Below are 13188 nucleotides of genomic sequence, written 5' to 3' on the forward strand. Positions count from 1 at the left end.
CGACGTTCGGACATCACCGCGCTTGTGTGTTCAGCGGAAAGGGAGGGATTCGAACCCTCGGTACGGTTTGCGCCGTACAAACGCTTTCCAGGCGTTCCAGTTCAACCACTCCTGCACCTTTCCGGTAACGTCCGCTGGTTGCTGCTGGCCCAGCCAGCAAGAATGGGGCGCAAATATACTGCCGAACGATTCGGCAACGCAACATTCGTTGGGGTTATTCTATGGATTCAAGTTGTTTACTGGATTGCGGCTCGGCTTGGGGTTGCTTTGGCAAAGAAGCGGGCTGCGGTTGCGGCTCCCCTGCTTTCGCCTGAACCGTGCCTTCCTTTTTTGGTTGCGCCTTCCGCTGCATATGGCCGGACGAGGAGGCAGCCATCGAGACCAACGTGGTAACGTGCAACATCAAGACAAGCACCCCAACGGCGAACTCCCCTCTTACCAGCAACGAGAACTGCTGGTGCTGTGCGTTGAACTCCTGGCGAAGGGGTTCCTTCTCGCTTGCCACCACATCGAAATCGCCAATGCTTACCCGCAGCGCGTCAATGGTTGGGAAGAAATGGAAGGTGTTGTAGCTGGCCGTGGCCAGCATCACCACCGAGCAAAACAGGACAATCCAGTTCAGCACCTTCCTCCCTCGGATGGCCATATACAACGCGCCCGACAGCACAATCACGCCGCACACAACCTCTATCACGCCAAGCCGTGCCAAGATCGCGCTGTTGACCGCGCCGGCTTGGGTGCGTCCGTCCAGCATTCCCGGGGCGAACAGGACGCTTGCCACACCAATTCCAAAAAACAGGATGCTTCCCAGCCAAATGCCCAGGGCAAGGATCATCAAGATATTCAGCAGATATTTCATCGCTTCATCAACGTGGATTGCGGGGAAGTTACCGTAGCCGTTCGATGATTGCACGGGTCATTTCGGTTGTGCCAACGCCCGATTCTTTGTTCAGATCGGAAGTAACGAAACGCCCTTCGGCAATAACATCGGCAAGGGCTTGCTCAATCCGTGCGGCGGCTTCCCCGTGGCCGATATGCCGCAGCAGCATCGCGCCGGCAAGAAGCAACGCGCCGGGGTTTGCAAGGTTTTTGCCGGCAATATCCGGTGCCGAGCCGTGCACCGCTTCGAAGACCGCAACCTCGTGGCCGATGTTCGCGCCTGGTGCCAGCCCCAATCCACCAACCAGCCCGCTAATCAGGTCCGAAAGGATGTCGCCGAACAAGTTGGTGGCCACCATCACATCGAACTGGTTGGGGTTTATCACCAGCTGCATCGCCATGTTGTCCACGATTTTGTCATCGCAGGCAATCTGCGGGAACTCCGCAGCAACTTCCTTCCCCACTTCCAAAAACGTTCCCGATGTAAACTTCAGGATGTTGGCTTTATGAACAATCGTCACCTTCTTCCGCCCATGCTCCACGGCGTAGTTGAACGCCGCCCGAATAATCCGGCGGCAGCCTTCGCGAGTGACGATGGAGATAGATTCGGCGGCGCTCCGCTTGGCATCAATGTAATGCTCAACGCCGGAGTACATCCCTTCGGTGTTTTCCCGAAACAGCACAAGGTCAATATCGCTGTAGCGGCTGCTAACGCCCTTGAAACTTTTGGCTGGACGGAGGTTGATATACAGGTCGAACTCCTTCCGCAACGCCACGTTCACGCTGCGGAAGCCGCTGCCGACCGGAGTTGTCAGCGGTCCCTTCAGCCCCACTTTCACGTCGCGAATTAGCTCCACAGTGGCTGCCGGAAGCGGGTCGCCAAAAGATTGAAACGCCCCAAGCCCTGCCGATGCTTCAACCCATTGAATGGGAACACCGGTGGCCTCAATGATCTGGATGGTAGCTTCGGTGATGCTGGGGCCAATACCGTCACCGGGGATAACAACAACACGGGTCATAAGGTTATGCAGGCATTATGTGAACGTGGAGAGAGAGAGCACCGACGGAGCGAGCTTCCGATCGGGGGAATTCCGTACATGGGAGGAATCCGCAGGCGAACTTACCAACAGTTCCGCACAGCAAACGATGACCTGCCGCAGTTCTTGCCATATATTACCGAATCCGGTTCCGGCGTGCAGCGTTCGTTCCCAAATCTTTCCGAAAAGAGAAACTCCCATCACGCAAAACGTGAAGGGAGTTTGATACCTGAGCGGGAAACGAGACTCGAACTCGCGACCCCAACCTTGGCAAGGTTGTGCTCTACCAACTGAGCTATTCCCGCGCTGCCGTTCTTAAAGGGAGTGCGAAAATAAGGCATGGAAAAGGGGATTGCAAGTGTGGTTTACAACTCCACATATTCCTTCCGTCAAACAGATGCATATTGCTGGGGCAACGGCTCCCGATTCCGGCACATTCATCGAAACCTCACACATAGTCAGATTCATGCGAAACTATCTTTGGACGGCTCTTCTGTTGGCGGCGGCAATGCAGCAATCGGCGTTTGGGCAAGGGTTTGCCAATGCCAAGTATGCCAGCGAATTTCTATCGCTTGGCGTTGGCGCACGCTCGGCAGCACTGGGTGGGGCGGGCACAGGATTTTCCGACGACGTCACCGCTGGATACTTCAACCCCGCAGCCTTGTCGCTGGTGAAGTATCCGCAGATCGCCATCTTCCACGAATCACGGTTTGGCGGGCTTTCCAACTACGATTACGCCGCCGCAACCCTTCCCATCGCCTTCAACCAGACCGTGGCCCTCAGCGCGTTCCGCATTGGCTACGGCGATGACATCAAGGACACACGCGGCGCGCTGATTGACCAAAACGGCAACGGAGTGATTGATGAAGAGGATCGGCTTGATGAAACCAAAATCAAGTACGGCAGCGCGTCCGATTGGGCGTTCTTTGGCTCCTACTCGCGCAAGATTGATGAAAAACTTTCCGTGGGGGGAAGCCTGAAAGTCTTGCACCGCGCCGTGCTGGACAACACCGCCTGGGGATTGGGGTTTGACCTTAGTGCCAGCTACAAACCAACCGACGGGCTAACCGTTGGGGCGGTCCTTGCCGATGCCACAAAATCAATCCTGACATGGGACACGGGGAATCAAGAGTTTATCGTTCCGGCCCTGCGGATCGGCGGGGCGTACCTGCTGAAGCTCCACGACAACCACACGGTGATGCCAGTGGTGGACGGAACCTTCCGCTTTGAGGGCCGCCACGAAACCGCGCAAGCCGATCTGGGAATCGCCAGCCTTGACGCGAATGTTGGGTTGGAGTACTCGTTCAACAACAGCTTCTACCTGCGGGGGGGATTCAATCATGTTGAGCAGCTGAGCATCGGCGCGGGGATCCGATTGCCGAAGCTGAACATTGACTACGCCTTCACCAACGCCGGAACGGAGCTTAGCGGGTTTGGAGCAACCCACCGTATCTCGCTGATGCTGACCCTTGAGGAAGAACGCTACCTCCGCCCCACGGACCCCCTTTCCGAAGAACATTGAAATCGGCACACTGCCTGTGCGGCATATCTTCCCACGCCAGCATCAACCATTACTCACCTTTGATGCTGGCGCATCGTTATCTTACAGGCGATTGCTGCGATAACTCCATAAACGTCAATTAACCCGCTTCCGATATGCACCATACTTCAACCTACCTTCGGGCGTTCACCGTCCGGCTGATCCCTCTGTTGATGCTTGGCTGGGCAACCCAGCTGCAAGCGCAAGCACCACGCCCACAAACCGACACCAGCGGGCGTTGGGCGATGATGAACCTGAATCAATCCAGCGGGTTCGATAACGACCTTGAGGAGCCCCAGTCCATCTTCTTCAGCTCCCCACAAGTGGGATACTACGACCAGAAATATGGAACCACCAACGGCGGCCAAACCTGGACACGGCTTGCCAACCCCGTTCCGGTCCCGCACAAAATGCTGGATGCGACCTTCGGCTTCAGCCCCAGCGGATTCACCACCACCGACGGCGGTACAAACTGGGTCCCGATTCGCCCAACGTTCAAGGACGCTTCCAAAAATTACCGGGTGGTTGCTGCGCAGGTCTTCAATCAACAATCCATGGTGGTGCTGTACCGCGCCCACGAAATTGACGGCGGAACCGGCGAGATCTACCCCGTTGGCCCCACCCGCCTTGCCTTCACGCTGAACGGAGGAAACGTCTGGAAATTTGCCGACTCCGTCATCACCATCTCCGACCGGTTGGAGGATTCCACATTCTTTGGGGAGCTGCCAACCCCTAATGGGCTTTCGCCAATCTTTGCGAACGAATGGTGGGGGCTTGGGGCAATGGGCGATTCCACCACCGCGCTGGTGATCACCAACGCCTACGGACGCTTCAATAACCAGCTCACCAACTTCTACTACTTGCTGAAGCTGGACCTGAAAAACGGGAAGACCCTCTCGGCAAGACTCCTTCCCCTTACCGATCAAGTCCCCCCACTCTCCAGCTTGCCAACCGACATCCGTTTTCTTAGCCCTGAGGTGTTGTACAGCTTTGCCTCGCGCCAGCCGAACACCACCACGAACTACTATCAACTCCGCTCAACCAATGGTGGCGCGAATTGGGACTCCATCCCCTCGCCCGATTGGCTGGATTATGGGACTTTCCGTTTCATCACGCCGACGCTTGGCGTGGCCGCAAACGGCATCACCACCGACGGCGGGATGACGTGGAAGCAATGGGCGCACCCGTACGGGCAAACGCAGTTCTACGCGTTGGACTCCACCCACTACTACATCGCCAGCAGTTTCTCGCTGTTCGCTTCCTCCACCGATGCGGGCCACACGTGGAAACGGAACGGAGCCGGGGCATTCCCCCGCGCAGTGGCGGCAAACCGCGGGACCGTGCTGATTGGCCGCGACTACCGTAGCCTGCTGTTCAGCACCGACACCGGGCGGACCTGGACCGATGCCGGATTAACGGGCGGGATACCTGGCGATGTCAGCGCGATTTGGGACATCGCATTTGTGGACACTTCCAACGCCCACGCCTTCGCGCTGGCAACGTTCACCACATATGATGCCGAGAACTATTTGGGGATGCTGGAAACCGTTGACCGCGGCAAAACCTGGTTCCGTGGCCAACGCATCCCCGAGCTTGAGGGGACCGAGGCTTCGGCAGTGATGCAGTTCGTCTCCGATACCGACCCGGAGACCTCCGCCGAAGGGGCGTGGGGGTTTATCGGCAGCATCTTTGGCCTGGTGGCCTCGAACGATGGCGGGCGGAATTTCACGTCTCGCAACTCTGGGCTCCCCTTCCACGACATCGCCATGTATGATTCGGCAGTTGGCGTGGCGGCTTCCGGCGATGGGCTGTACAGCACCAGCAACGGCGGGGCCGATTGGACAAAAGAACGCTCGTACAATCCCAACCGCGACCAACCGCTGGGCTTGGTGGCACTGCCAGGAATTGCCACCGGCGATGTCACCTACAAAGCCATTCTTCCCGATCCCACGCAAGACTATCAGCAATGGGACATTGCCACAAAAACCGGAACCGGAGCATGGAGCGTTGGGGCAATGACCGGCGCACCACGTCCTCTGGATCGCAGCGTTTACTGGTTTGGTTCCGATACGGCGTTCGCCGTCGGCAAAGGGGCAACCGTGCAGTTCTCCGCAACGGGCGGAAACAGCTTCACCCTGCTGCGCGACTCGACCGCAGCCTTCAACGAAATTGGCGGATGGGTGGTGATGGATGGCGATGGAAAGAATCTGTACATCGCCGGAACCGGAAACAGAGCTGCGCGGTGGGAAGTGCATCCCACGCCGGTCCCGACGGCGGTTCCTTCCACAGGCATCGGGCGGAATTATGCACGGCTTGGAGCCAACCCGGTTATCACCGGGCAGGCCCAGTTGTTCCTTGCTCTTGATCGCCCGGAGGAGTTGACCGTTGAAGTGGTGGACCTGCTTGGCAGCACGCAGCTGGCGCAGGGCCTTGCAGTGAGGGATGCCGGCAACTTCACGCTTTCCATCAACCTGGAATCGCTCCCCAGCGGGCAATATCTTCTGCGGATTTCGGGAAGCACTGGGGTGCAAACATTGCCGCTGATGGTGCTGCGATAAACACACAGCAACGCCACCCCTGCACGCCGCAGGGGTGATATCAACAAAAGAAGGGAACCGTGATTACTCCGGTTCCCTTCTTTTTTATCCGTTCAAATTTTTGGTATCAGCCCACCGCCTTTGCCAAGTCTTATTTCTGCAAGATGATGAACTCTGTCCGGCGATTAAGGTGGCGACCTTCCTCGGTTTCGTTGGTGGCGGTTGGGCGGGTTTCGCCGTAGCCCACGGTGAACAGCCGCTTCGGCTCGATCCCCTTGCGGACCATGTAGTTGCGCACCGATTCGGCCCTGAGGTTGCTCAGCTTCATGTTGAAGAAATGGTCGCCGGCATCATCGGTGTGGCCCTCAATTTTCAGCCGCATTGTTGGGCGGGCTTTCATCAGGCTTACCAAGTAATCCAGCTCCGGCATCGAAGCCGCCTCGATGGAGTACTTGTTGGTGGCAAACCGGATGTTGTCCAGCACCAACTTCCGCCCAACTTCCAGCACCGCAAAACTTTTCTTGACCGTGACCTTCTGGTTCGGCAGGCGAATCTCCACACGGATGGAATCAGGGATATAATCTGCGCGGGAGCGATAGGTGGCCGTGTAGAGCGAGGTCATGGTGTTGGCAAACTGGTTGAGCACCTGGCTGAACGGCTGGCGGATGTCGAACAATTGCCCCCCGGTGCGCTCGGCAATTTCGGAGTATCCCTCCACCGCTGGCGAGGTGATGCAGAACGCCCGAATCTCAAACCGATTGAGGATTGTGCTGATGGTGCGTGCGTTGTACATGGTTCTGCCGCTTCCATAAGCATGATAGGAAGCATCCGTAATCAAGATTGCACAGCGGTTTGCGCTGGAGCGGAAGTTCATCCCTGTGGCGGCACGCAATGCCTCCAGGGCATTTTCCGGCTCGTCCCCTCCCCCTTCGGCTTTCAGCTTGCTGACCCACCCCTTGAACTCGTTGATGTTGTCGGTCAGCCAGTAGCGGTCGTTGACGTTGTCGTCGAACACCACCAGGCCCAGGCGGTAATCAATCCCTTTTGCGGCAAGGCGTGTGGTGAACTCATCAATGTTCTGTTTGACCGCGTCAATTTTATCCCCCATGCTTCCGGTGTGGTCAATCAGGAAGACGAAGTCAACGGGAACACGGTTTTGGTTGGTGATAAGCGAAAGCGAAGTGACCTCCTGCTGGGCACCATTTTCCGTGATAACGATGTCCGATTTCCGCAAACTATCCACAAACCGGTACTGGCGGTCGAAGACATCGAACACGATGCTGACAAAGGGAAACTTGGTGATATCAATATTCCGAATCGCCACCCGCAAGCTGCTGTCAAGGGTCATCACGGTGGTGGATTCAAGGATTTCCGGGCTGCCGCCGCCATCGCTCTTCTTCCCCTGGGCGATCCCTTCCCCTACCGCCAAAAGCATCACAGCAAATGCCACCGCCAGGAAGCAGAGCGTACGCCGCAGCAAGGGTTGCCGCAAAGGCAAAAGAATGGGGGCACTGTTCATGCTGTCGTGGATTGATTCAACAAGTCGTGGGGGAGTGGTCATCGTGCGCTGCTTCGGCTATTCATCATCGCCCCTGACTAAGGCCGGTGCGATTCCATCCAAAACCAACGTGTCTCTGCCATTAACCAGCCGCACGGTGGCGGATGGCTTACTGGCAGAGACACCATAGGCCCGCTGTGGGTAACGCCACAGGGAACAACAGGGGGAACAACGGTTAGGAACCGTTGGGGTTAGTTCCCCATGTCAATCTTGAAGCGTAGGATCGGCGAGATCATAAAGAAGTGCCGTTGTTCCCAGGGGGCTGGTTCTTCGCGCAGTATGGGGGTGCTGTATTTAGCTTCGATAAAAAGCCAATTTGGAACCAGCGGGATAAACCCGGCAATCATCAGGTTTTGGTTGGCAAGCTGCGCGCTTAGGCCAAACGGAAAACCGGATTGATTCAAGTAATCAATTTTGAACAACGCCCAATCTTCGAAGGTCGTTGGGTGGATAATGGTCCCATTCTCATAGTTCACCACCGTCGCCTCCGATGTAAACTGCGAAGGATTCTTCTTGGTGTGTGCCACGAACTTCCCTGCACCATCAATAAACCCTAAATATCCACGAGCATAATCTTGGTAGCTCATGCCAATGCTGAACCGGAAGAAGTGCTCGTAGTTATTTAACCACGTCTCCCAGAATACCGATCCCTGCACAACATTCCGCAAGAAGTATGCAGCCTTGCCGGTGTCGGGAAGCGAGCCGCGTTTGGTGATTGGCTCGGCGAACCACACCACCGACTTATCAGGATCGAACCCGCGCTGCTCCAGCTTCCCAAAGGGGACTTCGGTGTTGAGCGACATTCCAAAGATGGAGTTTTCCGACAACCAGAAGGCCGGCGGACGGTAATCAACGCGAGCGATGGCCTTGCCCCCTAACGATCCGTTGAGCAATCGTGCGGGGATGGTGCCGCTTAGGAAGGAATCATCAGGTCCGCCAAATTTTAGCCGGTAGCCAGCGCCCAGCATCACCGTCAGAATGTCGGGGACACCTTTCGAGCGAAGCTCGCCGTTGTCCAGCTCGATGATCGGATATTTCAGCGTGGCTTTCCCCTGGCCGGATGACCAGAAGTGATAGCCGATTTCATCATTCCCCAGCATATGCTCAATGCGGGCACCGGTGGTTCCAAGCTGAACGGTTTGCCGGAATGCCGAGACGGCGATGAACTGGCGTGAGTTCACCGGATTCATCACGTCGGGAACGCGCTCAGGGTCTTTGGAAGTAATCGGGCGTGCTGGCTCGATAACTGCATGGGCATAGTTGCGCAGCAGCAGTTCGCGATACAGCCCATCGCCTAAATCGCTTTGGAGCTTACGGGTTCCGCTGATTACGGCATTTTTCGAGGAGTCGCCAACACGAATCATCAGCAATTCTTGCGGGCGGCCCGGCTGCACAAAGCTGGCCACGACGATCATGGAATCCCCTTCAGTAACGGAATAACCGTTGCCACGGAAAATTGCTGCCAGCGTAATCTTCAGATTCGCCTCCAAAATTTTCCAGCGTGGCATGTACTTTTCAAGGTCCGGATCCAATCGCGTCATATCCTCAACACTTTCCCGAAGATCCGAGGTTGTGGGCGGCTGTGCAACCAAACGTGCGGTTGGAAGCAACAGTCCTGCGGCGATCAGAGCAGCCCCCACGGGGACCGCAAGTCTCAACAGCTTTCGCATTCTATGGCTGATAAATGGAACGTGTGCGTTGTAGAAGGTTCGGATGGCCGTTGGTTAGAAGTGATATTTCACCGTCACCGATGGCGCAAAAATCGTTTTGTTCTCCCAGGGATAAGGATCGCGCAGAACGGCTGCGGCAAGTTTCCCTTCCACCTTAAGGTCCCAACGTTGCGATGGGAAGAACTGAATCCAGATGTTCCCCAAGATTGATTGGTCGAAGTACTGGATACTAGCCCCAAACGGAATACGGGTTCCGCTCCGCATAAACTCTAATTTCCCGGAGACACCGGCTTTTGTCTCGTCCTCGGTTTTGGCAAACACCATCTCCTCTTTTTCGCTAATGATGGAGGTGGTGTCGTTCTGCCGTGCGAACTCATCCATGCCGTAGAGGGTTGCCCCCAACTTCAGCCGGAACAAGAACTGCGCGTTATCATCCAGGAAGAACCCGAAGCTGTAGTAGGTTTGGGCGGCATAGCGAACAAGCCACGCACGCTCGCCACGGTTGTTCGGGTCTTCAACAAAAATCCCCCCCTGGCGGATCAGTTTTCGTGGGCGGATGTCATCAAGGTCTTGCTCGCTGAAGGTGTAGGTGGCAAAGACGTTGAACAACCCGGAGTTGTCCATGATCGGGAAGGCAAAATCGCCGCTGAAGGCCGCGCCAATCCCGCCAAGTATTTTCTGGTTGTTGTTGCCAAAGCCGCTGGTGGCGTAGGAGGTGTCGCCGGTTTCGCCGAAGCGAAGCGTGGGAAGCACAACCCCCAACTTGACATTCTCCAGCATGGCGTTAAGGGTCATGCGCCCGCCCCAAATCGAAGGGTAGTTCAGCTCATCAAGGTTGTTGCGAAGCTCCACCCCCCAATCTGTTTCGGGGATCACTTTTTTCGCGTCGTCCAGCTTGAACTTGCGGAAGCTCACCACCACGTCGTTCCCCACTCCTACTTCGTACGGGTACTCCCCAGCAATGGCAACTTTTGCGCCGTCAACTTTGTTTTCATTGGCGGTGGGTTCACCAAACAATCCGCCATCATCACCCCCGGCCCCAAACAGTCCGCCGCCATCTTCTTCACCACCGGTGGAGTCATCCGGCGCGGTTTCTTTCGGTTCGGCACGGAGCGGGCGGCCTTCGGTGATGCTGGTTAAGATATATGGGTATTTCCCTTCATCAAGGTAGCTGGCGCGGGCTTTGGTTCGGCTGGTAAAATTTAGCTTGGAGAGATCGCGCATCTCGTTGGTCATGTTCTTTACCAACGCCGAGCCTGGCTCCGTCACTGCCTGCTTCATCTCGGCATAGATGGTGGTGTCGGTGCGGTTGGCCGTTAGCCAGTTATAGACCTCGCTTCCACCTTTCACCATTTTGATGTTGATCGAAGCGGTGGCGATGTCGCGCTTCATGCCAAGCAAGGCGATGATGCGGGGCTGCACCCCTTCTTCAATCCGCGAAGTGACGATGTAGTATTCGTCCGGCCGGGATTTTTCGGCAGCGATGATTCCGTTGGCAATGCCGAAGGCGTTTCCGGCTTCGGTTTCGTCCACGTCCTCCTTATCAATGGAGTAGCGTTTTGCTATCTCATTTCTGAACTGGTCAATGGTCCGAACCGTTGGCCGCCGCGCAATGGAGAGCGCGGTGGCGGGGAAATCGGCCAAAGGCTCGGGGGCAATGTTTGCGCCGATATCCTCCAATCGTTTTCGGTCGGCAGCATCTTCGGATTCCAAGCCTTTTTTAATGCGGGTTAGCAGTTCGTCCCGTACCTGCCAAATACGAACGTTTGCCCAGACGATATCATCAAGCGAAGGGATCAGGTTCGCGATTTTACGATCAAGGCGTGTCCGCTCCTTCTCATCCTGCGCGTGTACCGGCTGCGTCACTGCTTGGGCAGTTAGGGCGATTGTGGCAATCGCAGCAATGTTCTTCCACCAAGCGACTTGGATTGACATAATCTTCATCTATTAATGCTTGTGTTATGTTTTTCGCGATGACGGTAGGTTAGCGTTTCCCGATGGTAAAGGTCACGAAGGCAACCCCTGCGCCGTCAGCACTTGGTTTTTTCCGTCCTTTTAGGATCACAGCAAACTCGAACTTATGGCCGTTGATTGTTGGCTTCACTTTTTTCTTGTCAACGTCAATAATCAGGCTCCAGTTCACGCCATCAACCTTGGAAAGCCGCCCGCTAACCCCAAAGGCTTCGCACTCTTCGCAAGAGAGTTCGGCATCATCAATGTCGCTAAAATCGGCAGCACCGGCCCCGGTTTTCTGCTTGAAGATCAACGGAGAGAAGGTCTCGTTAAAACGGGTTGGTGTCAGCACAAAGGTGAAGTCGCCGATTCCCTCTTGCTCCGGAGCTGGGTACTCCTTGGTGACCGCTCCTGGCTTAACCGGTGCATCAACCGCAGGATCGGTGCTGAGCAATGGGACCCACTTGCTGCGGTCGGCAGTTCCACCCGGCTTCCAATAGACGATGGTCTTGATGTCCCGAACAGCATCGCCAACAATCAGTTCGTTCGGCAGCTCTGCCGGTTTGAAGTTCGTCCCCGACTGGTCGAAGACTTGGCGGCCATCCATGGTCACCACCGTTTGGTAATCGCTTGGTGGGATATCGGTGCTTTTCCACTCGCTGGTGGGGTTGTATTTGTTCCCCACCACCGCTTTCGATCCACGATAGCGCGGCGTTTTAAGCTCTGGGCGTTGGACAATTACTTTCCGCTCGTCAACCGCCGTTTGGCCGGCGGAGTTTCTGGCTTGGGCCGTAATGATGTTCATCCCTTCTTGCAGCCCGGTGAACTCGGCCTCGAAACGATTGTTCGTTTCATCAATGGTGGTTAGGGTTGCCAATGGGACATCGCGTGACCCCTCCTTTGGACCTAACTTCACCCGCAATCGCAGTGGCGCGCCAGCGTACCAGTACACCGTGTCGCGGCCAACCTCCCAGCTTGCAACGGGATCCGAAGGTTTTACTGCCGGGGGTTGTTTTACAAGAACGTTGAACGAATTGTAGGAGATATTCCCCCCCATCTTGTCGGTTTTTCCTGGGGTGAGAAGGTCATCAATAAGGCTCAACACATCGTCCAGGTTCACAGCCTCGCCTGCTCCACTTTTCTGCTTTGTCAATGCCTTGCGGACGTTTTTCAGCTGCTTCACCGTCAGCTTCACTGTGCCGATTCGGACGGTGTCGTAGTCACCCGGATTCGGGTTTGTGATGCCGACAATTTTGTTGGTTTTTGAGAAGAGCCGCAGGCGATACCACCCCTTCCCCTGGTTGGGTTGGAAGCTGATATTGAACACCTTCACCCGGTTCCCTTTGGCAATTTCTTCTTGGGTTCGGGTTTCGTTCAGCGTGAAGTATGGGACATCGCCCGGGGCTGGGATGCTTCCCCCGAAGGTTTGCCGTGGGGTGGTGTAGCCCTCCACATCCATGCCTAATTCGGCTTTGAAGAAGACGGTTCCTGGATCCCCAAGCAGGTCAGCAGTGTCGGCCCCTAATTCTTCTTCCGGCTTTGTTTCATCGGCGATGTGCGAGACGATGTACTCCAGCTTTGGAATATCATCCCCTTTGACCTTTTTGCCGTTATACTCAAACACCGCCTTCGGATCACCGACCGAGACTTTCGCTTCGTAATTGCGAACATTTTTGGCGTTGTCGGGATCCAGAACAATCTGATCCTTTGGGTTGACAGTGATGCCGCTGGCTCCGCTGCCAGTTTGCAACTGCGAAAGGATTGTTTGGACGATCTGGATAGCTTCTTGCTGTTGCTTGCGAAGATTCTCTTCAGCCTCATCGCGTTCGATGAAGATGATAAGAAGCTCAAGAATGACGGCAAGGTAGAGTACGAAATAGACCTTACCAGCACCACCTTTGGACATAGCGTATGATTCCTTTGTGAGAGGAAGAAAAGTGAACGATCAGCGCGTACGTGCGTTGTGCAACGAGTAACGGTTTTGCTTAGGGAAGATGTAGATGCAGAGTGCGCT

At 55.8% G+C, this 13188-nt stretch carries 8 protein-coding genes and 2 tRNA genes; 2 read left to right on the forward strand and 8 right to left on the reverse strand.

Annotated elements, in window-relative coordinates; genetic code table 11:
• Positions 1-34 precede the first annotated feature (34 nt).
• The 4 genes from IPM61_14935 to IPM61_14950 form a co-directional block, all read right to left on the reverse strand.
• Positions 35-123: transfer RNA gene (locus IPM61_14935), tRNA-Ser, on the reverse strand.
• Positions 124-214: 91 nt separating this feature from the next.
• Positions 215-913 carry a DUF4149 domain-containing protein gene (locus IPM61_14940; protein MBK8912606.1) on the reverse strand — a complete coding sequence of 233 codons (699 nt, stop codon included), beginning with the start codon at positions 911-913 and terminating at the stop codon, positions 215-217.
• The gene (locus IPM61_14945) at positions 888-1898 is read right to left on the reverse strand and encodes an NAD-dependent isocitrate dehydrogenase (GenBank protein MBK8912607.1); all 1011 of its coding nucleotides are present in this window, start codon (positions 1896-1898) and stop codon (positions 888-890) included. The genes IPM61_14940 and IPM61_14945 overlap by 26 nt, the downstream gene beginning before the upstream one ends.
• Before the next feature lie 250 nt (positions 1899-2148).
• Positions 2149-2221 (reverse strand) — tRNA-Gly (locus IPM61_14950).
• 161 nt (positions 2222-2382) lie between these two features.
• Between IPM61_14950 and IPM61_14955 the strand changes: the two genes are divergently transcribed.
• Entirely contained in the window at positions 2383-3438 is a 1056-nt protein-coding gene (locus IPM61_14955) for a PorV/PorQ family protein (GenBank protein ID MBK8912608.1), read from the forward strand.
• 134 nt (positions 3439-3572) lie between these two features.
• A complete protein-coding gene (locus IPM61_14960) occupies positions 3573-6014 on the forward strand; it encodes a T9SS type A sorting domain-containing protein (GenBank protein MBK8912609.1) in 2442 nt (813 codons plus the stop codon).
• Positions 6015-6144: 130 nt separating this feature from the next.
• Here the strand turns inward: IPM61_14960 and IPM61_14965 are convergent, their stop codons facing one another.
• The 4 genes from IPM61_14965 to IPM61_14980 all read right to left on the reverse strand — a co-directional run bounded on the left by IPM61_14965 (position 6145) and on the right by IPM61_14980 (position 13080).
• The gene (locus tag IPM61_14965) at positions 6145-7554 is read right to left on the reverse strand and encodes an OmpA family protein (protein ID MBK8912610.1); all 1410 of its coding nucleotides are present in this window, start codon (positions 7552-7554) and stop codon (positions 6145-6147) included.
• 188 nt (positions 7555-7742) lie between these two features.
• Positions 7743-9059, reverse strand: a complete 1317-nt coding sequence (locus IPM61_14970; protein MBK8912611.1) for a hypothetical protein — start codon at positions 9057-9059, stop codon at positions 7743-7745.
• Between the two features lie 216 nt (positions 9060-9275).
• Positions 9276-11156 carry a hypothetical protein gene (locus IPM61_14975; protein MBK8912612.1) on the reverse strand — a complete coding sequence of 627 codons (1881 nt, stop codon included), beginning with the start codon at positions 11154-11156 and terminating at the stop codon, positions 9276-9278.
• A 49-nt stretch (positions 11157-11205) separates the two neighbouring features.
• Complete coding sequence (locus IPM61_14980) at positions 11206-13080, reverse strand: hypothetical protein (GenBank protein MBK8912613.1); 1875 nt, start codon at positions 13078-13080, stop codon at positions 11206-11208.
• Positions 13081-13188 lie beyond the last annotated feature (108 nt).

The sequence above is a fragment of the Chlorobiota bacterium genome (assembly GCA_016710285.1).
In the GTDB taxonomy this organism is placed as follows: Bacteria; Bacteroidota; Ignavibacteria; order OLB7; family OLB7; genus OLB7.